Annotated in this window: 20 protein-coding genes; 6 read left to right on the top strand and 14 right to left on the bottom strand. The window is 68.6% G+C overall.

Annotated elements, in window-relative coordinates:
- Positions 1-310 (bottom strand): hypothetical protein (locus JAN5088_RS18030; protein WP_055684237.1); only part of this gene is annotated, 310 nt, incomplete at its 3' end.
- Positions 311-565: 255 nt separating this feature from the next.
- Here JAN5088_RS18030 and JAN5088_RS18025 point away from each other — a divergent pair.
- Entirely contained in the window at positions 566-1522 is a 957-nt protein-coding gene (locus JAN5088_RS18025) for a LysR family transcriptional regulator (RefSeq protein ID WP_055684236.1), read from the top strand.
- Positions 1523-1540: 18 nt separating this feature from the next.
- On the opposite strand, the gene tkt is transcribed toward JAN5088_RS18025, so the two are convergent.
- From tkt to JAN5088_RS17975, 10 genes are all read right to left on the bottom strand, one after another.
- Positions 1541-3571 (bottom strand): transketolase, encoded by a 2031-nt coding sequence (tkt, locus tag JAN5088_RS18020; protein WP_055684235.1) that lies wholly within the window; start codon positions 3569-3571, stop codon positions 1541-1543.
- 88 nt (positions 3572-3659) lie between these two features.
- Entirely contained in the window at positions 3660-4928 is a 1269-nt protein-coding gene (locus JAN5088_RS18015) for a glycerate kinase type-2 family protein (protein ID WP_055684234.1), read from the bottom strand.
- Complete coding sequence (locus tag JAN5088_RS18010; RefSeq protein ID WP_199502186.1) at positions 4925-5890, bottom strand: D-2-hydroxyacid dehydrogenase; 966 nt, start codon at positions 5888-5890, stop codon at positions 4925-4927. The genes JAN5088_RS18015 and JAN5088_RS18010 overlap by 4 nt, the downstream gene beginning before the upstream one ends.
- A gap of 100 nt (positions 5891-5990) precedes the next feature.
- Positions 5991-7247 carry a TRAP transporter large permease gene (locus JAN5088_RS18005; RefSeq protein ID WP_055684233.1) on the bottom strand — a complete coding sequence of 419 codons (1257 nt, stop codon included), beginning with the start codon at positions 7245-7247 and terminating at the stop codon, positions 5991-5993.
- A 12-nt stretch (positions 7248-7259) separates the two neighbouring features.
- Complete coding sequence (locus tag JAN5088_RS18000) at positions 7260-7826, bottom strand: TRAP transporter small permease (protein WP_055684232.1); 567 nt, start codon at positions 7824-7826, stop codon at positions 7260-7262.
- Positions 7826-8791: a TRAP transporter substrate-binding protein gene (locus JAN5088_RS17995; RefSeq protein WP_055684231.1), complete on the bottom strand. Its 966-nt coding sequence runs from the start codon at positions 8789-8791 to the stop codon at positions 7826-7828. The genes JAN5088_RS18000 and JAN5088_RS17995 overlap by 1 nt, the downstream gene beginning before the upstream one ends.
- Before the next feature lie 61 nt (positions 8792-8852).
- A complete protein-coding gene (locus tag JAN5088_RS17990) occupies positions 8853-9605 on the bottom strand; it encodes an SDR family NAD(P)-dependent oxidoreductase (RefSeq protein ID WP_055684230.1) in 753 nt (250 codons plus the stop codon).
- Between the two features lie 56 nt (positions 9606-9661).
- The gene (locus JAN5088_RS17985) at positions 9662-10699 is read right to left on the bottom strand and encodes a transketolase family protein (RefSeq protein ID WP_055684229.1); all 1038 of its coding nucleotides are present in this window, start codon (positions 10697-10699) and stop codon (positions 9662-9664) included.
- Positions 10696-11550, bottom strand: a complete 855-nt coding sequence (locus JAN5088_RS17980) for a transketolase (RefSeq protein WP_055684228.1) — start codon at positions 11548-11550, stop codon at positions 10696-10698. The genes JAN5088_RS17985 and JAN5088_RS17980 overlap by 4 nt, the downstream gene beginning before the upstream one ends.
- A gap of 351 nt (positions 11551-11901) precedes the next feature.
- Positions 11902-14787, bottom strand: a complete 2886-nt coding sequence (locus tag JAN5088_RS17975; RefSeq protein ID WP_055684227.1) for a Tn3 family transposase — start codon at positions 14785-14787, stop codon at positions 11902-11904.
- 120 nt (positions 14788-14907) lie between these two features.
- Here JAN5088_RS17975 and JAN5088_RS17970 point away from each other — a divergent pair, with 120 nt between their 5' ends.
- From JAN5088_RS17970 to JAN5088_RS17950, 5 genes are all read left to right on the top strand, one after another.
- Positions 14908-15519 (top strand): recombinase family protein, encoded by a 612-nt coding sequence (locus tag JAN5088_RS17970; protein WP_055684226.1) that lies wholly within the window; start codon positions 14908-14910, stop codon positions 15517-15519.
- 32 nt (positions 15520-15551) lie between these two features.
- Complete coding sequence (locus tag JAN5088_RS17965) at positions 15552-15809, top strand: DUF6429 family protein (RefSeq protein WP_055684225.1); 258 nt, start codon at positions 15552-15554, stop codon at positions 15807-15809.
- A gap of 94 nt (positions 15810-15903) precedes the next feature.
- Entirely contained in the window at positions 15904-16359 is a 456-nt protein-coding gene (locus JAN5088_RS17960) for a GNAT family N-acetyltransferase (protein ID WP_055684224.1), read from the top strand.
- Between the two features lie 206 nt (positions 16360-16565).
- Entirely contained in the window at positions 16566-16805 is a 240-nt protein-coding gene (locus JAN5088_RS17955) for a type II toxin-antitoxin system Phd/YefM family antitoxin (protein ID WP_055684223.1), read from the top strand.
- Positions 16806-16815: 10 nt separating this feature from the next.
- Positions 16816-17220 carry a type II toxin-antitoxin system VapC family toxin gene (locus JAN5088_RS17950; protein WP_055684222.1) on the top strand — a complete coding sequence of 135 codons (405 nt, stop codon included), beginning with the start codon at positions 16816-16818 and terminating at the stop codon, positions 17218-17220.
- Between the two features lie 7 nt (positions 17221-17227).
- Here JAN5088_RS17950 and JAN5088_RS17945 read toward each other — a convergent pair whose 3' ends face one another.
- Genes JAN5088_RS17945 through JAN5088_RS17935 form a run of 3 tightly spaced genes read right to left on the bottom strand, consistent with a single transcriptional unit; the run spans position 17228 to position 21759 of the window.
- Positions 17228-19333: a type IV secretory system conjugative DNA transfer family protein gene (locus tag JAN5088_RS17945; RefSeq protein WP_055684221.1), complete on the bottom strand. Its 2106-nt coding sequence runs from the start codon at positions 19331-19333 to the stop codon at positions 17228-17230.
- 4 nt (positions 19334-19337) lie between these two features.
- A complete protein-coding gene (locus JAN5088_RS17940) occupies positions 19338-21194 on the bottom strand; it encodes a relaxase/mobilization nuclease domain-containing protein (RefSeq protein WP_055684220.1) in 1857 nt (618 codons plus the stop codon).
- Entirely contained in the window at positions 21187-21759 is a 573-nt protein-coding gene (locus JAN5088_RS17935) for a plasmid mobilization protein (protein ID WP_143114902.1), read from the bottom strand. The genes JAN5088_RS17940 and JAN5088_RS17935 overlap by 8 nt, the downstream gene beginning before the upstream one ends.
- Positions 21760-21868: the final 109 nt, after the last annotated feature.

Genomic DNA, 21868 nt, shown 5'->3' with positions numbered 1-21868 from the left:
TGTGGAGGGCGTCGGGGCTGGGAGAGGCGGTGGTGCTCTGCTCCAGCGCGCGGCGGGTCCGGGCGGGGGTGCGGGCCTGCCGGGCCCAGCCGCCGCGGGGGAAAAGGACGATGCGCTTGCCCGCCGCCACGAGCCGGTCGCACGCCAGCGTCAGGCCGCGCCGCTCGACGAAGGGCTCCCCGCCCGAGAATGCGACCACGTCGAAGGCATCTTCCCGCGCGATCCAGTCGAGGATGCGGCCGAACAGGTCGCAATCGGCGATGGTCGGGCTGTCCCCGCGCGAGTCGACCGAGCAATGCGCGCAGCCCACCGGGCAGCGGTCCGTCAGGAGGGGGTCGTTTGCAGCAGAGTGTGAAATCCTACGCTAAGCTAAAAACCGGCATTCGAGCAGGTTGTAGCGAAGGCCCGTACAGAGCCTGACCTACAAAATGCTGCGTACTTCCTGAGTTTCCGCTCTACGGTATTCAGGGTGTAAGGCCTTCGGATGAAGACCGTTCTGATGCTGGAATACGGTCTGCCATTGGGAATGGTCATCTGAAGACTCCCCGTTCCAGCGAGGGACTACGTGCGCGACCTCAATTTGAAAGGAACAGAGTACTTCGAGGCAGTTGCCCGGCTCGGGACCGTCACGAAGGCCGCCAAGGAACTCGAGGTCTCCCCGTCGGCGGTGAGCCAGCAGCTTGGCCAACTGGAGTCGCAGTTTGGGGTCAAGCTGTTCCGCCGTGAGAAGCGGCGGCTGATCCTCACGCTGGAGGGAGATCGCCTGTTCCAGACCCTGACCCAGGCCTTCGGGGCGATCCGAAACGCCCGGAGCGCGATCACCCACCAGCGGGCGGTCCGGAACCTGACCATCCGCGTCAGCCCCAGTTTCGGCGTGAGATGGCTGGGGCCACGGATCGCGAGCTTTGCCGCCGAGAATCCCGACTGGAACATCCGGGTCGACGCGACGCCGGACTTCTCGGCCTTCGAGACGGAGCTTGTCGATTTCGACCTGCGCTACGGGCACGGCGGATGGGCCGGTCTTGCCGAGACCTGCCTCCTGCACGACTTCGTGCTGCCGATGTGCAGCCCGGCCTACCTCGAGGAGCTCCGGGGGTATTCGGACGACCCCAAGGAACAACTTCGCCGCGCGCGCCTGATAGACAGCGTGAAGATGCTCTTCCGCTGGGACCTCTGGCTCGCATCGAACCGGATCGAGGTGCCGGACCTGACCTATCCGTTCCGCTTCGACCGGTCCTCGATGGCCATCGAGTTGGCCAAGCAGAGCGGAGGGATCGCACTCGATAGCGTCACCCTCTGTCTGCCGGAGTTGCAGCGGGGTGAACTGGTGCCGTTCTGCACCGATTTCGCCGTCATCGACTTCCCCGCCTACTGGTTCGTCTGCCCCCCGCGCCACCTGAACCGACGGATCGTGCGACGGTTCGCGGACTGGATCGAGGCCGCCTGCGCCGATCACGAGGCGCAGATGCGCGGGTTCCTGGAAGGGGTCGGCTGCACCTTCCGTCCAGAGACGGGGCACTAGGCACCAGGCGCTCGACCCTCACGGGTCGGCGGGGATCGCGGCCCGGGGGTTGCCACCTCGGCCATCCACCGCCGCGGCAATGGCCTCGGCGGTTATGCCGAAATGTGCGAAGAGTGTTTCGGCTGAAGCGGAGGCCCCGAACCCGGTCATTCCGACGAAGGTCCCTTCCGCGCCGATCCAGCGGTCCCAGCCGAAGCGCATGGCCGCCTCGACTCCGACCCGCGGTGCGTCTCCCAGGACCGATCTGCGATAGGCCGCATCCTGTTGCTCGAAGAGTTCCCAGCAGGGCATCGAGACGACCGCAACCGACACGCCCCGCCTTGCCAGCATCTCCCGCGCCGCCATCGCGACCGAGACCTCCGACCCGGTGGCCAGGATCGTCGCGCTGCGCGTCCCCTCGGCCTCAGCGAGGACATAGGCGCCGCGCCGGCTGAGATTCTCGCCGGCCCCCCGGCGCAGGGCCGGCAGGGGCTGCTTGGAAAGCGCGAGGAGCGCGGGACCCTCGCGGCGGTCCAGAGCGATCTCCCAGGCCTCCGCCGTCTCCACCGCGTCGGCGGGGCGGAAGGTGAGCATGTTCGGCATGGCGCGGAACGCGGCGAGGATCTCCACCGGCTGGTGCGTGGGACCGTTACGACCGAGGCCGATGGAGTCGTGGCTGAACACGAAGATCGAGGGCAGGCCCATGAGGGCCGCCATCCGCATCGCCGGCCGCTCGTAATCCGAGAAGGCGAGATAGGTCACGCTGACCGGCGCGACTCCGCCATGGGCGGCCATGCCATTGACCATCGCGCCCATCAGGTGCTCCCGCACCCCGCAATGCAGGTAGGAGCCGGACCGGTCGGCGGCGGTGAAGGCCCGCCGGCCGCGCTTGTGGTTCGTCGGCGCCTCCAGGTCGGCGCAGGCGACGACCATCTCCGGCACCGTGGCCGCGAGCGCGTCGCAGACATCGCCCGAAGAAGCGATCGTCGGCTGTTCGAGGGCGATGTCGGCCGCGCGGGTCCGCCAAGTGTCGAGCGGCGCTTGCCAGTCCGCGGCGCGCCCGCCCGCGATCCGGCGACGGAACTCTCCCGCCGCCGGGTGCGCGTCGAGCCGGTCCAGCCATTCCGCACGGGCCGCCGCCCCGGGATCGCCGGTCGCCCGCCAGGCCGTAAGCAGGTCGTCGGGGACGGTGAAGGCGGGATGTTCCCAGCCGAGCGCCGCCCGCGCGGCATCGGTATCCTCGCGGAACAGGCGCGCGCTGTGCCCGCCGCGCCGGCCCTCGAGGCGTGGGATACCCTTGCCGATGACCGTGCGGCAGGCGAGGAGCGCGGGCCGGGGCTCCTCACGGACCGCCGCGAGCGCGGCCGAGACCGCGTCGATGTCGTGACCGTCCACCTCTATCACCTGCCAGTTCGCCGCCCGGAACCGTGCCGGCACGTCCTCGCTGATCGCGAGATCGGTGGCGCCGTCGTCGGTGATGCGGTTGTCGTCCCACAGGAAGGTCAGCTTGCCCAAGCCCAGATGCCCGGCGAGCGAGATCGCCTCCTGCCCGATCCCCTCCTGCAGGCAGCCGTCTCCGACGAAGGCCCAGACTCGGTGATCGACGAGGTCGGGTCCGAAATCGGCGGCCATCCGCGCCTCGGCCACCGCCATGCCGACGGCATTGGCGATGCCCTGCCCGAGCGGGCCGGTCGTGACCTCGATCCCCGCCTCCTGGTCGAATTCGGGGTGACCGGCGCAATGGGAGCCGAGCTCGCGGAAGGTTTCTATCTGATCGATCCCGATCTTCGCATTGCCGGTCAGGTAGAGCAGCGCGTAGAGCAGCATCGAGCCGTGGCCGTTCGAGAGCACGACCCTGTCCCGGTCGGGCCAAAGCGGTTCGGCCGGATCGAACCGCAGATGGTCGCGGTAGAGCGCGGTAGCGATCTCGGCCATACCGAGCGGTACGCCTTGGTGACCCTCGCCGACGCGCTCGATCGCGTCCATGGCGAGGAACCGGATTGCGTCGGCCATGCGGCCCGGATCGGCCTTGGCCCCGCGCTTGGGCCGCTCGAGAAGCTCGTCGGTCATGTATGGGTTTCTCCCTGGATCATCGTGGCGGCGGCGCCTCTCTCATGGGGCGTCGCCGGGCATCGGTATGGGCGCCGGCCGGATCTACTCAGCGGACGAGGAAGGCGCGGAAATCGTTGACGTTGGTGCCCGTGGGCCCAGTGACGAAGAGCTGATCGACGGCGTCGAAGGCGCCCCAGCTGTCGTGCCGCGCCTGCGCCTCGAACGGATCGATCCCGGCGGCGATCATCCGCGCCGCCGTCGCGCCATCGAAGAAGGCGCCGGCATTGTCCTCGCTGCCGTCGATCCCGTCGGTATCGGCGGCGAGGCCTGCGATCCCCGCCGCGCCGCGCAGCGCCAGGGCCGCGCCGAGGGCGAACTCGCCGTTGCGGCCGCCGCGTCCGCCGGAGCTGCCCAGCGTCACGGTGGTCTCGCCCCCCGACAGCAGCAGGACCGGTCGCGCGAAGGGCTGCCCCAGATCCGCGCAGGACAGGGCGATGGCGGCCAGCGCCTTGCCCGCCTCCCGTGCCTCCCCCTCGACCCGGTCCGACAGGACATGCGCCGCGATCCCGGCCTCCCGGGCGACCCCGGCCGCGGCCTCCAGCGCCCGTCGGGGCGAAGCGACGATGTGGACCTCCCCGGGCGGTAGGGCGTCGGCCCCCGGCGGATGCGAGTCGGGCCGGTTCAGGGCCTCGGCCACCGCGGCGGGCAGGTCGAGCCCGTAGCGGGCGATGATCCGCTCGGCGCTCTCCCCCTCCGGATCGGCCGCCACCGTGGGGCCCGAGGCGATGATGTCGGGCAGGTCGCCCGGCACGTCCGAGATCGCCAGCGTGACCACCCGCGCGGGCGCTGCGGCGGCGGCCAGGCGGCCGCCCTTGATGCCGGACAGACGCTGGCGCACCCGGTTCATCTCGCCGATCGTGGCGCCCGAGGACAGCAGCGCATCGGTGACCGCCTGCTTGTCGGCCAGCGTCAGCCCCGGCAGCGGCCGGCACAGCAGCGCCGATCCGCCGCCCGAGATCAGGGCGATCACCAGATCGTCCTCCGTCAGCCCGGACACCGCCCCGAGAAGCCGCTCCGCCGCGAGTTCCGAGGCGGCGTCGGGTCTCGGGTGGCTTGCCTCCAGCACCTCGATCGGCCCGGTCCGCGCACCCGCACCGTGGCCCGTGCGGGTGACGACCACGCCGCTCAGCGGCCCGTCCCACGCCTCGACCAGGCCCTCGGCCATCTGCGCCGCGGCCTTGCCGGCGCCCACGACCACCGTGCGCCCCTTGGGCCGGTCCGGCAGGGCCTGCTTCACCGCTTCCGCGGGGGCCGAGGCGGCAACGGCGGCGTGAAAGGCCCTCTCGAGCAGGTCCCGCGCGGTCGGATCGATCATGACGCCGCCCCGGTCAGCGTGCGCACCGGCGCGCCCGCCGCGAAGGCGTCGATGGCCTCGGTGGTCTGCCGCCAGACCTCTGCCATGGCCTCCCGCGAGGCCCATGCCACGTGCGGCGTGAGGATCACGTCCGGTCGGCCGGCGGCACGGTAGAGCGGGTTGTCGGCCTCTGGCGGCTCGGTCGTCAGCACGTCGAAGCCGAGGCCGCCGATCAGCCCCTCCTCCAACGCCCGCACGGCGTCCGCCTCGTTCACCAGACCGCCACGGGCGGTATTGACGATCAGCGGCTTGCGCTTCATCGCCCGGAATTCCGGCATGGCCAGGGTATCGCGGGTCCGGGGTGTCAGCGGGCAGTGCAGCGTGATGACGTCCGAGGTCTCCAGCATCTCCTCGAAGGGGGTGTAGAGCGGGCCCATCCCCTCGACCCCCTTGTGGGCGGCGAAGACCGGCTCCATCCCGAACCCGCGCGCGATCGCGGCCACGGCCTGACCGATGGCGCCCTCGCCGACGATGCCGATCCGCGATCCGGCGAGATCCTTGATCGGGTGCGTGAAGAAGCAGAACTGCCCCGCCTTCTCCCACTCCCCGGCCAGGACATCCTCGCGGTAGCCGACGATGGAACGGCGCAGGGCCAGGATCAGCGCGAAGGTGTGTTCCGGCACCGTGTTTACGGCATAGCCGCGCACGTTCGACACCGCGATGCCGTGGTCGCGGCAGGCCGCGATGTCGATGACATCGTATCCCGTCGCAGCCACGGAGATCATCTTCAGATCCGGCAGCGCCTCGATCGTCTCGCGTTTGAGCGGCACCTTGTTGGTGATCGCCGCAACCGCTCCCTTCAGCCGCTCGGCGACCTCGCCGGGATCAGTCCGGTCGTAAATCGTCCAGTCCGCCGCCGCGCCGGGCGGCGCGAGGTCCATGTCGGCGGGGAAGGTCTCCCGGTCGAGGAATACCGTTCGCACGAGGGTCTCCAGTTCTGTCTTGGGGTCCGTCGGGACTGAAGGGACCGGCCGCGATCGCCGCCGCCGGGAGGTCTCCGCGCTGCCGCGCGGAGACCCGGGTTCAATAGATCGTCAGCGCCGGCACGTAGGAGATCAGGAGGAGCACGATCAGCGCGACGAGGTAGAAGGGCAGGAGCGCGCGCATCGTCTCGCCGATCCCGGCCTTGGCGATCGCCGCCGAGATGAACAGGGTCGTTCCCACGGGCGGGGTGTAGAGGCCGATCGAGAGGTTCACGACCATCATCAGGCCGAGCTGCACCGGGTCGAGCCCGATCGCCTGGCCGATCGTCACGAAGAGCGGCCCGAGCAGCAGCACCGCCGCCGGCAGGTCCAGGAAGGCGCCCACCACGATCATCACCAGGTTCAATGCCAGGATCACCATCCAGGGCTCCGAGAAGGCGCCGATCACCCATTCCGTCAGCGCCTGCGGCACCTGCTCGGCGGTCAGGATCCACTGGATTGTGGACGAGGCCATGATGATGAACAGGACCGCCCCGGTCATCACCGCGGTGTCCCCCAGCGCCCGCCAGATCCCCGTCAAGGTCAGGTCGCGATAGATCACGCCGCTGACGATCAGGGCATAGGCCACAGCCATGACGCTGACTTCCGTGGGCGTGGCGATACCGAAGCGCAGCGTGCCGATGACGAAGACCGGCATCAGGAGCGCCGGGATCGCCATCCAGATCTGCGACCGGAAGGCCCGGAAGCCACCGGCGAGCGGAGACCTGGGCAGGTTGGTCCGGTAGGCGACGAACCAGACGGCCCCGAACATGCCGAGCCCCAGCATCACGCCCGGCAGGATGCCCGCGACGAAGAGGTCGATGATGGAGACGTTCGAGACGAGGCCGTAGAGGATGAGCGGGATCGAGGGCGGGATCAGCACCGACACGGTCGAGGAGGCAGAGTTGATCGCCGCAGAAAAGCCGGCCGGATAGCCCTCCTCCTTCTGCACGGGGATGAGCGCGTTGCCGAGCGCCGAGGCGTCTGCGACTGCAGAGCCCGAGACGCCGCCGAACATCACCGAGCCGATGATCGAGACCTGTCCCAGGCCGCCCTTGAAATGGCCGACGACCAGGCGGGCGATGTTGACGAGATAGACCCCGAACCTGCCCGACATCATCAGGCTGCCCGCCAGGATGAAGAACGGGATCGCCAGCATGGGGAAGCTCTGGGTCGGCGTGTAGAGCCGCTGCGCGATCACCGCCATCGGCCGGCCCTCGAGGAGCAGCGCAGCAGCCGTGCCGCCGAGCATGGCATGGGCCACCGGGACGGCCCCGGCGAGAAGGATGAAGAAGATCCAGACGAGCGGCGCGGTCATGGCCACCTCCTGTCAGCTGAAGCTTGAATCCTCGAGGTCGAGACCCATGACATCCGCGCCGAGGAAACTACGCAGGATGTTGAGGCAGGAGATCACCGCCATGCCACCGAAGGCGAAGACCAGGCTCGCATATCCCCAGATCTGGGTGACGCCGAGCGCCGAGAGCGTCTGGAACTGCGACGCCCGCAGGATCGGCTGGCTCGACCACAGGACGGCCAGGCTGATCGCCACGATCACCACGTGAATGGCGATCCCGAGCACTGTCTTCAGCCGCGGCGTGAGCAGGTCCGGCAGAAGCGTGATGGCGATGTTCTGCCCGCGGGCCGCGGCCGCGACGATCCCGCCCGCCACGAGCCAGGGCAGCAGCAGCGAGTGGATCTCGTAGGCCCAGTCGATGCCGGTGCCGAAGGCGTAGCGCAGGGTCACGTTCGCGAGCAGCGCCGCGAACATGACGATGAGGCATGCGGCCCCGATCGACCGCCCGACCACGTCGAAGGTGGTGCGGATCAGCGTTGTGGCCCGGATGAGGGGGGAACTCCCCCCCCCGCCATTCCCGGATCCGCGGTCCTGCCCCGGCATCACTCGCCCGCCGCGGAGCGCAGGGCCTCCACGACCTCCGGGAACCGCTCGGCGTATGTGTCATAGACCGGCGCGGTCGCCTCCTGGTAGGCAGCGCGGTCGGCCTCCTCGAAGGTCACGCCCTCGCCTTCCATCGTCTCGCGCAAGTTCTGGTTCTGCTCCAGGGAGGTCTGGCGCTGCTCCTCGCCGGCCTGAGACGTCGCATCGAGCGCGCATTGCTGACCGGCCTCGTCGAGGCCCGACCACCACCACATGCCCGCGACCACGGGGGTGGATTCGTACTTGTGCCCCGTCAGCGTGATATAGGGCGTGATCTCGTGGATCTTCGAGGTGTAGATGTTGGTGAGCGGGTTCTCCTGCCCGTCGAAGACGCCCGATTGCAGCGCCGTCGGCAGTTCCGAGAAGGCCAGCGGCGCCGGCGCCGCGCCGAGCGCATTGAAGATGTCGATCGTCATCTGGTCGGGGGGCGTGCGGATCTTCATGCCGGAGATGTCGGCCGGCGTGGGCACGGTCTTGGACATGTGGCTGACATGGCGGATGCCGTTGTCCCAGAAGCCCAGGATCTTCAGCCCGGCGGCTTGCGCGCGCTCGTCGAGCATGTCGCCCACCTCGCCGTCGAGCACCGCCCAAGCGGACTCGAGATCCTCGAACAGGAAGGGCAGGCCGATCAGGCCGATCTCTGGCACGATCTGGCTCATCGCGCCCTGGCTGTTGGCGGTCACGTTGATGACGCCGGCGGTGGCCGAGGTCAGCATCTCCACGTCGTCGCCCATCGTGGCCGAGGGGGCGACGTTGACGCTGGTGCCCTCGCCCATGCATTCGGTGAAGATCTCCCCCCAGCGCTCGGCGGCCTCGAAGCGCGGATTGCCCGGGTTCGCCCCGTGAGCGAGGATCACCTCCTGGGCCTGCGCCGCGCCCGCGAGCATCGTGGTGGCGGCCAGTATCGTCGTCAGTCCTGTCTTCATGGTTTCCTCCCTAGCGAAGACGAATGGGTGCGCCGCCGGCTCATCCGGGCGACGCGGGGTGTCAGTGGATCAGAGAGCCCCCGTTCACGTCGACCTCGGTGCCGGTGCAGTAGGCCGCGAGGTCCGAGGCGAGGAACAGGCAGCAGCCGGCCACGTCCGAGGCCTCTCCGGCGCGGCCCATGGGGATGCCGGCCAGCACGGAGGCGCGCATCTCGTCGGTCAACTTGCCGGCGGTGATGTCGGTGGCGATGAAGCCCGGGCAGATCGCGTTCACCCGCACGTTGTCGGGGGCGAGTTCCCGCGCCATCGCCTTGGTCAGGCCGAGCACGCCGGCCTTCGCGGCCGAGTAGTGCGGCCCGCCGAAGATGCCGCCGCCCCGCTGCGCCGAAACCGAGCTGAGATTGACGATGCTGCCGCTCTTCTGGTCCCGCATGGCCGGGATCACGGCCTGGCTCATGTAGAGCGTGCCGCGCAGGTTCACATCGAGTACCGCGTCGTAATTCTCGGGCGCGATGTCCATGATCTTCAGCGGCTGGGTGATGCCGGCATTGTTGACCAGCACGTCGATCCGCCCCCAGCGCCCGATCAGGTCCTCGACCGCGGCGCGGCAGGCCGCCTGGTCGGTAACATTGGCCGCGAGTCCGACATGCCCGTCGCCCAGGTCGCGGGCGGCGTCTTCCGCCGCCCCGGCGTCGAGGTCGAGGATCGCGACCGTCGCACCGTGATCGGCGAAGAGCTTCGCCGTCGCCTTGCCGAGACCGCGCGGCGAGGCCGCGCCCGTCACGATCACATACCTGTCCTGCAGAAGGCCCATGCGCCTGTCTCCTTCGTGTCCTGTTGTTTCCGTGGGGCGGGGACGGGGCGGCCCCGTCAGAGCCAGCCCTTGATCTGCTCCGCGACCCGGTCGGTCGAAATCCCGTACATGTCGTGCAGCGTCGGCAGCGCCCCGGCCTCGAGGAATTCGTCGGGCAGGCCGATCATGCGGAACTCGGGCGACACGCCGTTCGTCAGGAGCGTGCGAGCCACCGCTTCGCCCAGCCCGCCGACGACGGTATGGTTCTCCGCCGTGACCACCAGCCGGCCGCCCTTCCCCGCCTCGGCGAGGATCGTCTCGGTATCGAGCGGCTTGATCGTGGGGCTGTGCAGCACGCCCACGTCGATCCCGTCCGCGGCGAGCCGCTCGGCGGCGTCGAGAGCCCGCATGGTCATGAAGCCCGAGGCGATCACCAGCACGTCCCGGCCCTCGCGGATCATCTGCGCACGGCCGAGCTCGAAGCGGTAATCCGGCTTGTGCCTCGTCAGCACCTTGGCGACCTTGCCGCGCAGCAGCCTTGCATAGACCGGCCCCGGATGGGCGGCGATCGCAGGCACCATGCCGGTGATGTCGTCGGCGTCGCAGGGATCGACGATGGTCATGTTCGGCAGGCCGCGGAAGATCGCCAGGTCCTCCGTCGCCTGGTGCGAGGGCCCGTATCCCGTGGTCAGTCCCGGCAGGGCGCACATGATCTTGACCGGCAGGTATTCCTCGGCAATCGCCATGGCGATGAAGTCGTAGGCGCGGCGCGAGGCGAAGACCGCGTAGGTCGTGGCGAAGGGCACGAAGCCCTCGCGGGCCATGCCGGCGGCGGCCGAGACCATCACCTGCTCGGCCATGCCCATCTGGTAGTAGCGGTCGGGCATCTCGCGCCCGAAGATGTGCAGGTCGGTATACTTGCCCAGATCCGCCGTCAGGCCGACGATCCGGTCGTCCTTCCGCGCCAGGTCGACGAGGGCGTGGCCGAAGGGCGCGGCGACGGTATCGTAGCCCTCCGCGGCCAGCGAGGCGATCATGGCGGAGGTGGCCTGCCGCTTCTCCTTGGGAATGACCTGGCGCGGTTCGTATTTGCGCTTCATGGAGTCGAGGGTCATTGCGGCTTTCCTTCTTCCAGAATGGCCAGGGCCTTGCCCCATTCGTCGGCTTCGACGCGGACGAAATGCGTGATCTCGCGCTCCTCCAGGAACGGCACGCCCTTGCACATGCGGGTGTCGAACACGATGACGCGCGGCTTGCCCTCGGGGGCCGACCGGGCCGCGTCGAAGGCCGCGACCACGGCGTCGAGATCGTTGCCGTCGACCCGCTGGGCGTGCCAGCCGAAGGCCTCGAACTTGTCGGTGACGGGCTCGGCGCTCATCACGGTGGTGGACTTGTCGTCGGCCTGCTGGTCGTTGAAGTCGACGAGGCAGACCAGGTTGCCGAGCCGGTGGTGCCCGGCTGCCATCGCGGCCTCCCAGGTCGATCCCTCGCCCAGCTCGCCGTCCGACATCAGGTTGTAGACGAAAGCCGGATTGTCCTTGCGCTTCAGCCCCATGGCCATGCCGACCGCGATGCCCAGCCCGTGGCCCAGCGACCCGCCGGTGATCTCCATCCCCGGCGTGTAGGAGGCCATGCCCGACATGGGCATGCGGCTGTCGTCCATGCCGTAGGTCTCGAGCTCCTCCTCGGGGATGATCCCGGCCTCCATCAGCACGGCGTAGAGCGCGATGGCGTAATGGCCGATCGAGAGCAGGAAGCGGTCGCGCCCCTCCCATTCGGGATCGTCGGGGCGATACTCCATCGCGTGGAAATACGACGCCGCGAGGACATCGGCGATCCCCAGCGCCTGGCCGACATAGCCCTGGCCCTGGACCTCTCCCATCTGCAGCGCCTTGCGCCGGATGTTCCAGGCGCGGCGCGCCAGCGACACGTTCGACAAAGCCCCGGTCGGGCGCGGCTCGCTCATATCGTCCTCCTCATGGCGTTAACCTTGAGGCGGACGCATATCAGCCCTGCGCCAGGCGCGTATCGCAGGAAAAACGTAAGACTTTGTTAGCTTATCTTAACAAAGATGCGGCAATCGCCTTGGCCGGTGAAGATCGCGAGAAGATTGGCGGAAGCGATCTCAGAGCTTCTCGTTCGATCGAGAGGGTTTTCGAGGAATGTATGCCGCCTTCTGCGCCGCTTTTGACTGCTTACACCGAAGGCAAATCCCCAAAGAGCAGGACACCGAACATTCCGTTGTCGACGGCGAATGACAGAAAAGGTCCGCACTGCGTAAGTTGGAGAGCCGCGCCGCGAATGTCAGTTCGCGCGTCTACCTCTTCGGCCATTTGTACTCCCCGGTCAGCAGGATGTGCGCCCAGCCGAGCGGGGAGGTATGCGCCAGAAGCTCGGGCGGGACAGGAAGCCCCGCGCGCGTGCGCCGAGTAACGGCCTCCCCCAGCCGGGCCGTGTTCCAGTAGATGACGATGGCGGCCAGCAAGTTGAGCGCGGCCATCCGGTAATGCTGCCCCTCGGCCGTGCGATCGCGGATCTCGCCCTGACGGCCGATCCTGAGCGCGTTCTTCAATGCATGATGCGCCTCACCTTTGTTAAGACCGATCTGGGCGCGGCGCTGCATATCGGTATCCAGCACCCATTCGATCATGAAGAGTGTCCGCTCGACGCGGCCCACTTCGCGAAGCGCCGCGGCCAGGTCGTTCTGCCGGGGGTAGGAGGCGAACTTGCGCAGGATCTGGCTCGGCGCGACGGTTCCGGCCGTCATGGTCGCGGTCACCCTCAGGATGTCCGGCCAGTTGGAGGCGATCAGGCGCTCGCGGACCATGCCACCGGACAGACCCCTGAGGTTCGATGGCATGGCTCTGGGATCGAAGACGTATAGGCGCTTGGATGGCAGGTCGCGGATGCGCGGGATGAACCGGTGACCGAGGATCGAGGTGACGGCGAAGACGTGATCGGTGAAGCCGCCGGTATCGGCATATTGCTCCCGGATCCGCTTGCCGGTCTCGGTGTTCAGCAGTCCATCCAGGATGTACGGCGCCTCGCTGACCGTGGCGGGAATGGTCCGGGACGCGAAGGGGGCGAACTGATCGGAGACATGGGTATAGACCTTCAGACCCGGCTCGGACCCATACTTTGCATTGACCAGGTTCATCGCCTCCCCTTGCCGGGTGGTGGGGAAGAACTGGCCGTCGCTGGAGGCGGTGGTACCCAGACCCCAGAGGCGGGCCATCGGCAGATTGGCCTGCGCCTCGACGACGCTGGCCAGCGCGCGGGCGTAGGCGTCGCTTTCCAGGTGCCAGCGGGAGAGCCGCAGCAATTCCCAGAAGCCGTGGGAATTGCTCGCTTCGGCCATCTTGCTCAGGCCGAGGTTCAGCCCCTCGGCCAGGAGCACGTTCAACAAGCCGATCCGGTCCTTCGGCGGAGCGCCGGTCCGGAGATGCGGGAAACTCTCGGTGAACCTGGTCTCCCGGTCCACGTCCAGGAGGATGTCGGTGATCCGCGTCTCCGGGATCCGGCGGTAGAGATCGACCACGAGCTCGTCGGCCCCGGACGGCACCGAAGTCGGCAACCGACTGAGTTGCAAAACGCCATTCTCGATCGATCCGCCGGGGATCGCGCCCGACCGCGCGGCGCGGCTCAGTCTTTCGAGGCCGAGGTCCATCCGGGCCCGGCGATCGCTCAACCAATCCTCGGGATCGAGGGGAACGGCGAGACGCGGGCTTTCTTCCGCTGCTTGAGCTGGCACCAAAACATGTTTCATGTCGCCGTAGCGCCGGGAGTTCGCCAGCCAGATGTCGCCCGAGCGGAACGCATCGCGCAGATGGAACATGACCGCGACCTCCCAAAGCCGATCGTCCCCGGCCACTTGGTCTTTCAGGTGACGGTGCCACTTCGACGTGCGCCGCAGGAACTGCGTCGGCCGGCTGTGAGCCTTGCCGGACCGGATCACCTCCGCGGCTGCAAGCAGAGGTCTGGCCACCTCCGCCCCTTCGATCTCGAGGAGCCGCAGCATGCGGGGGGCGTATCGGCGGAACCTCCGGTGCCCCTGCATGACATGGGAGATCGGGTCCGACGACAGCGTGTCCGTCAACCGGGCTGCGACGGCAACGAGCGATTGCAGGGCCGTCCATCCCGGGCTGGAAGAGATCGCCCCCTCGAGGGATGCGCCGTCGGTCTTTGCCTCGAGAAGCGCCGTACCCATGTCGCGGAACGCGCGCAGGGTCTTCCGGACCGCCGGTTGCGCCCCATCCAACTCCGCCTCGCTTAACCGGGCCGCTTCCCGCCACGTCCTGCCGACGATCCGGTCGTGGGTCTCGACCACCGCATCCGCGATCGCGCGGCGCCACTCCACCACGCAGACGACGAGGATCGCGTGGCGCCGATCGTCCGGGAGATCGCGAAGTCCATCCGCATAATAGCGCTCGCCCTGACGACGCAGCCGGATGACCCGATGCTCGGGAACACCCTGGAAAACCTCTGGCGGAAGCTCGAAGCGTTGCAGGTCATCCAGCCGATCCAGCAGCCGACGCGCCCCGGCCGAGTTGCTCCCGACCTCGAACTGGCGCAACCAGACGAACCGGGTCAGCCGATCGTCGACCATGTCCTCCAGCAGGGCATCGAGAGCCCTGCGGAGATCGCCGCTCAGACGGTCTGCGATCCGCGCCTCGATCCGGCGCTCGGCGACGACGAGGGCGTCGGCACAAAGCCGTTCGACCGTGGAGATGGCCGGCAGGATCGTCCGGGTCCGGCGGCACTGCTCGATGAAACGGCGGGCGATATCCTCGTTCGAGATGGCGAGTTCGGCCTGATCCTCCAGCCAAGCCCGCATGTGCCGGACTCCCAGGCCCGAGAGGGACCGGTGGCCGTAGATCTTCCGCAGGGCCGCCATGTGCTCGTGTCGCGTTTCCTCCCGCGCGGCATAGTCGTCGAGATCGGCGTCCTTCAGGCCGAGCTGGGCGGCGAGGAAGCGGGTGATCTCGGCCGGGATGAGTTCCTCCGGCAAGAGAGCTCGTCCGGGGTAGCGCAGCGCACAGAGCTGTAGGGCGAAGCCGAGCCGGTTCCGCGGACGGCGGCGCCGATTGATATGCGCAAGGTCCTCGTCCGAGAGCGTGTAGTGCTTCAGTAGCCGCGCGTCGTCCGTGGGGAGGCCGAACAGGACATCCCTTTGCTTCGATGTCAGGATAGTCCTGTGGGCCATGTTCCTTTTGCTCCCCCGGATCCCTTTGCGTATCTTTGATTACGATATGGATTGAGGAACGCCAGACATGCCCGGATACACGGGTCTCCACGATCTGTCCCAAACCATCGTTTGCGACACATGCTGATCGGCTATGCGCGGGTCTCGAAGGCCGACGGAAGCCAGTCCCTCGACCTGCAGCGGGACGCCCTGTTCGCTGCGGGTGTCGGGGAGGACCAGATCTACTTGGACAGGGCCTCCGGCAAGACAGACGCGCGTCCTGGCCTCGAAGCCTGCCTGAAGGCCCTCCGGGACGGCGACGTGCTGGTGATCTGGAAGCTCGACCGGATGGGGCGCAGCCTGCATCACCTGGTGAAGACGGTCACTGGTCTCTCCGACCGCGGTGTCGGCCTGAAGGTCCTGACCGGCCAGGGCGCCCGGATCGACACGACCACGGCACACGGACGACTGTCCTTCGGCATCTTCGCCTCCCTCGCCGAGTTCGAGAGCGAGCTCATCCGGGAGCGGACGATGGCCGGGCTTGCCGCCGCACGGGCGCGGGGGCGGAAGGGCGGTCGCAAGTTCGCGCTGACCAAGGCCCAGCTGCGCATGGCGCAGGCAGCGATGGCCAACCGGGACACCTCCGTCTCCGAACTCTGCAGGGAGCTGAAGATCAGGCCGGTGACGCTCTACCGATATGTGGATCCAGAGGGAAACCTGCGCGAGAACGGGAAGCGGCTTCTGGGAGTATGACGCCCGAAGGTCTTCAGGGAGGAGCGGACGCCATGGATCTCGACGAAGACAAGATCGACGCGGCCGTGCTGGCCCTCCTGCGCCTGACCCTTCACGACGGCCGGCGCGCCTGGAAGGGGTTCGACTGGGACAGCATGGACCGGTTGCACCGGAAAGGGTGGATCACTGATCCGGTGGGAAAGGCGAAATCGGTCGCCTTCACCGACGAGGGGCTGAAGCGATCCGAGCAGCTCCTGCAGCAGTTGTTCGGCAAAGGGTCCAAACCGGAGGCGGGAGCCAACCCGAGGTGAACGGCCTCGGCGTTAGCGTAGGATTTCGCACTCTCCTGCAAACGACCCGATATCCCGCGACCTCTCCGCCCGAACGATTCAAAGGACTTCGATCATGCAGACGTCACTGATGATCCGTCCCATCCAGAAGGATGACGAGGAGCAATGGCGCCGGCTCTGGACAGGCTATCTTGCCTACTACGAGACCGAGGTGCCCGAAGACGTCTACGCCACGACGTTCGCTCGGCTGCTGGGGGACGACCCGACGCAGCCCTACGGTCTGATCGCGGAAGCCGACGGGCGGGGTGTGGGACTGGTTCACTACCTCTTCCACGCGCATTGCTGGCGCATCGAGCGCGTGTGCTACCTTCAGGACCTCTACGTCGATCCCACCCTGCGCGGAACGGGCGTAGGGCGACAGTTGATCGAGGCAGTCTACGCTGCTGCAGACGAAGCCCGCGCCCCAAACGTCTACTGGCTGACGCAGCATCATAACGAAGCGGGCCGCAGACTCTACGACCGCGTTGGGACGGAAACGCCGTTCATCCGGTACAATCGACCGAGCGGATGACTAGAAGACGCTTGTAGCGGTTGAACGATACCGCACCGAGCCGTTCCGTGACGTACGTCGCAGGAGGTATAGCCATGCGCCACGCCTCCGGGTGCCCAGACCTTCTTCATATTACATAATAATCCTTACCGGTCCAACTTGACCAAGTCTTGACCAATCTCGCCCTGGCGCTCTATCGTGCTCCGGGTTGAACTTCGGAGCCCCCCATGTCCACCGTCGTCAAGACCGGCGAAGCGAAGACCCGGCTCAGCGAGCTCCTCGCCCGCGTCGAGGCCGGCGAGGAAATCACGATCGCGCGCGGCGACGTGCCCGTGGCGCGGCTGGTGCCGGTCGCGCGAACCGGCGACGCGCGGGCCGCGGTGGCCGATATCCTCGCTGCACGCGCGGGTCTTGCACCCACCACCGCCGACGAGCTGATCGCCTGGCGCGACGACGGCCGGCGCTGAGCCGCCCTTCGTGAGCCTCGTCGTCGACGCCTCCATCGCGGCCGCTTGGGTGCTGCCCGACGAGGACAACACTGCAGCCGACGCGATCCTGCACCTCGTGGCGGCCGAGGGCGCGGTTGCGCCCGGCCTCATCTGGCACGAGTTGCGCAACATCCTCGGGGTGGCGGCACGGCGTGGACGTCTGCCCGAGGCCGAGATCGTTCCCTCGCTGCTGCGCCTGCGCCTTCTCCCGCTGGAGTCGGTCGACGTGGCGGCGGGCGGCGACGTGGGCGTTGTCGCCCTTACCGCGCGCCATCGCCTGACGGCCTACGACGCAGCTTATCTCGCTCTTGCCCAGAACCGTGCCCTGCCGTTGGCGACGGCGGACCGGGCGCTGCGGCGTGCCGCCGACCTGGAGGGCATCGAACTCGTCTGACAGGTCGTCAGGCGTCTCCGCCCGTGGCCACGCGACGCTCCGGCGGTCGGCGACGTGGCGGTCTGGCCGGGATGATCTCCGGGACCGGATCAGCTGCGGGCTCGACCGTTACCCCTGTGACATCCTGGACGACCGAGGGTGCGAACTGATCGGTTCGACCACCAACCGCGACGCCCTCGGCACCATGGCCCCTCACCGGCGGCGCGCGCCGTCCCTTCGGCCGCGCCCGGGCCCGGTCGCCTACTGCGGCGAGGCCTCCCTTCGCCTCGGCCGCGAACTCCTCCCCGTCAGCCGGGTCGAGGGCGTCGCCCGCCCCCTGCGCCTCCGCAAGGAACGCACCCATCTTGCGCGGCCGGGACGGCTCCGGGACGGTTGCGGGCGGGTAGGGCAGCGGATGGCCCGCGCGGGCCGCGTCGATGCGCTTGAAGTGCCGGTCGGCGTAGTGGGTGATCCGGTCCGCCAGGATCGGGTACTGCCCCTCGGGCAGGATCAGCACCTTGGACGTGTCCAGCCGCAGCGTCTCGGACGCCGAGATCAGCGGCCGCTCCTCGGAGCGCCGCGAGACGTTGCCGCTCTCGTCCAGCCGCTGCACCGCGCCCTGGCTGCGCGTCTTGGCCACGATGGTCGTCCGACCGAGCGCGCTCGACAGCACCTCCGCCGTGCGATCGTCCTGGGGCGTCATGTAGATCTGCACGCCGGCGGCCGCGAGCAGCGCGCGCCGGTCGGTCTCGCCATAGACGCTCTCCAGCCCGGGGATCGACTGCGTGACGATGAAGAACCGCCCTCCGTAGGAGCGGATGGTCTTGAGCGCCTGCAGCACGTTGGGCTGTCGGCCGAGCTGGTCGAACTCGTCGAGCACGAACATCACCGGATGCGGCTCGTCCGAACCGGGCTGCGCGCGCTGCAGCGAGGCGATGGCGTCGGCGAAGAGGAGCCGCACCAAGGGCGCCAGCGTGCGCAGCTCCTCGGGCTGGATCGCGATGTAGAGCGTCTGCGCCTCGCGCCGGAACGAGGCGAGGTCGAAGTCGGACGCGCTCGTCGCCCGGTCCACCGCCGGGTCGAGCCAGAGCTGCAGGCCCGCGCCGCGGATCACCGACACGTAGCTGTCGAGGATCTTGTCGATCTGGTCGGCCATGCCGAGGAACACTTCCCGGACTACCGCGATCCCGGTCTCCTCGGCGATCAGGCGGTAGCTCTCCTTCTTGTTGCCGCCGCCGTTCATGATCCGCAGCGCCTCGCCAATGGTCGGCGTGCCGGTCTCGATGGCGCGAAGGCAGGCGACCACGAAGAGAGACCGGCCCGCCTGGAAGAAGCTCTCGGCGTCCTTGGACTCGACCGACAGGAACAGGTCGGTCATCGTGTTGATGGCGGTGAACTGCTGCTCGGTGGAGGGCAGCGCCGCAATGCGCGCAAGCGGGTTGAAGCGGTGCGTCCGGGTGCGGACCTCGCGCCCCTGCCCGTCCGCCTCCTCGCCGTCCTCGTCCGATGTGGCGACGTAGTCGAAGGGCGAGAAGTACCAGACCTTGTTGCCCAGGGCCCTCGTCCGATGGACGGAGGTGGTGGCGAAGTTCTCGCCCTTCACGTCCAGCACCACGGCGCTGCCGCGAAAGTGCATGAGGTTGGGGAACACGAAGCCGACGTTCTTGCCCCGACCCGTGGGCGCGATCATGATCGCGTGCGGGAAACGGTCCGGCGTCGCCGAGACGAACTGCCCGGCTTTACCCGGGCGTCCGAGCTTGCCGTAGACGAAGCCGTTCCGCTTCAGTCCCGCCACCATCCTGTTGCGCCGCATCTCGCGGGCCGACTGGAAATGCGCGTCGTCGTAATCCGTCAGCCCGCCGCGCCAGGCGGAGACGAGACCGAGCGCGGCGAACGCGACCATCGGCCCGAGCGTAAGCATCCAGACCGAGCGCAGCACCGCCGGGTTCACCCCGAGCTCGGCGGTCGACCAGCGCACGAACCACGGCTCCGCTAGGGCGAAGGTCTCCAACGGCTCGCGCAGCATCGCCATCGCGGCCAACGTGGCGAGTGCCAGCCCCAGCACCGCGCCGCCGGCGAGACCGATCATAGCGGCCAGCGGGTAGCGCCAGCGGCTCTCCATCGACGTGATCATCGGATCAGAGTTCCAGCCCGTGCTCGGGTGCCGTCCGGCTCCGTGCCTCCTGCGCCCGCGTGGCCCGGTCGAAGACCGCCATGCGTTCGCGCGCCGCTCCCACGGTGGCGCTGTCGCGCGCCTCGGGCTCGGCGTCCCACCCGGCGGCGGCCATGGCGGTCAGCTCGGAGCGAACGACATGACGGAGGCCGGGATCGGCGACGTGGTCGGAGAGCGAGCCCCCCTGCCCCACGACGACAGCCTCAGTCTCCTTCTCGCCCATCTCGCTACGCACGGCACGAACGAGCTCCTGGACCGCCGCGACCTCGGCGAGGCGCGTCGATGCAGGGGCGGCTGCAAGCTCGGCGCGCGCGACCGGCTCGCGGAGCTCAGACGTCATGGCCAGTTCGGCCGCTGCGCGCACCGCCGCTCCCCGCGCGGCATGTTCCATCGCCTCCCAGGCTGTGGGATCGATGCCTTCGGGGCGCCCTGCCTCGATCGCCTGCGCGCTGCGGCCCGGCCAGGCGAAGCGCGCCGCGACCTCCTCGGCCGTCACCTCCGATCGCTCCAGAACCTCCGCATGCGGGGCGAGCGCGGCCTCGACGCGCTCTCTCAGGACATCGAGCGCGCGGTCCGCCGCCGCGGTCGCCTCCCCCTGCCCGTCCGCGAGCGCGCGCAGCGAGGCAATCATCGGCACCGCATGGATGTCCGTCGCGAGCGGTGCGGGCTCATGTCCGGCCAGCACGCCCCGACCTAGGACCGCCTGCACCGCCTCGGCCTTCGCGGCGAGCAGATGCTCCAGCTCCGCCTTCTCCGCGCAGCTCTCCATGTCCCGGATCGCCGTCCAGGTCCGCTCCGCCTCGCGCTCGAGCGCCCCGCAGGCCGCCGTCAGCCGCGCGGCCGGATCCCGCTCCGCCAGGCCGACCGCTTCGAACCCCGCCATGATCGTCTCCCCTCGTCCGAGCGCATCCGCCGCGGACCGCGCGGCCTTCGCGAGACGCTCCATGAACCCGTCCTCGTCCGGGCCCGCCAGACCCGCGACCTCTGCCAAACGCGCGTAGTCCTCAGCGAAGCCCCGCACGACCTCCAGCCGCGCCTCGCGCTCGGCCTCGCCCATTCCCGCCATGAACGGCGTGCGTCCCTCCAGCCGTGCGGCCGGAATGTCGGCTTGCCGCGGGGCATGCTCGACGATGCCGCGGCTCAGCCGCGACGTGGCGTTGAGCGCCAAGCCGTGCTCGGCGGCGACGGCCACGTGCAGCTCGCGCATCAGGTCGTAGCTGATCTCCGAATGGCGGCTGATCGACAGGAACCGCCCCTCCTCCATACCGACCTTGTCGACGATGAAGTGCGCATGCACATGCTCGGTGTTGGCATGCAGCGCGGCCACGTAGCGGTAACGGTCCCGATGCTCGCCACTTGCGAACAAGGCCTGGCCCCAGTCGCGCGCGATCGCCTCGGCGACCTTCGGATCGGTGTCCTGGGGAAAACTCAGGATCAGGTGATCGGTGTGGCCCCGCTTGGGAGCACCAGCCCAAGAGGCCGACCAGTCCGCGACGATGGCCTCGACGCCCTCGGCCTCGAGCGACCGATCCACCCCGATCTGGTTGCTCCAAGCCGCCATCCTGGCCTCGTCGCGCAGCACGTAGTCGGCTTGCCGCCGCAACTCGGCCGGCGTGTGGCATCCGCCCTGCGCCACCCGCTTCACCACGCTCTGCGGCACCCGCATCACGTTCCCCGCGAGGCCCGCGGCCAAGCCCCCTGCCCCGCCGCGACCGCCGCCGAGCGTACGCGGTCCGCGACCGTGGATGCCGCGGGCGTTCCGTCCCAGCCCGGGCAGCACATCGCCGATCACCGCGGCTTGGACGGTCCCGCGGTCAGCCATTGGCGCCGACCTCCTTCGCTCGCTCACCACCATCGCCGAGCGTCGCGCCGACCAACTCCGTTCGCACGAACGCCCCCCGCATCGAGGCCGCCCGCAGCGCCTGGACGGCCCGCGCGACCTCCTCCGTGCGCACGGAAAGGCGCTCGACCAATGCCGCATCGCGCGCATTCCAGCGCAGCTTTCCGGCATGGCCGAGACGAAGAATCTGGACGAGATTGCGCGCCATCGCGTTCAGTTCGCGCGACGTCCGGCCTAGCTCCTCAAGCTCCTTCGCCCGGAAATCCGCGACACCAGCCGACAAGCGGATCATCCGGCGCAGCATCTCCGACGTCGTCGTACCCGCCTCGTCAACCATCGCGGCGAAGGCGTCCGCCTCCTCCGGCGTCACACGCGCCTGGATGATCCGCCCCTTCGAGGTCCGATCGGAGGCGACGGCACGCTGTCGGACACGCGCCACGGTCTGCCTGGAGCAGCCGATCCGGCGCGCGATCTCGATGTCGGAACGACCTTCGGAAGCGAGGTCGAGAACCTCACGCCGTTCGTCCGCTCCAAGCCGTGCCGCCATGTCGTCGGCCTCCCTGAACCGGACGTCCAAATTCTGTCATACAATATACCGTTCCTGTCAACGTCCCCCTTTGGGGGTCCGCTGCGTCACCTTGGGCGCTTCGCGACCA

The sequence above is a fragment of the Jannaschia rubra genome (assembly GCF_001403735.1).
GTDB lineage: Bacteria > Pseudomonadota > Alphaproteobacteria > Rhodobacterales > Rhodobacteraceae > Jannaschia > Jannaschia rubra.
The sequence above is the reverse complement of the archived record's forward strand: the minus strand, read 5'-3'. Positions and strand labels throughout refer to the sequence as shown.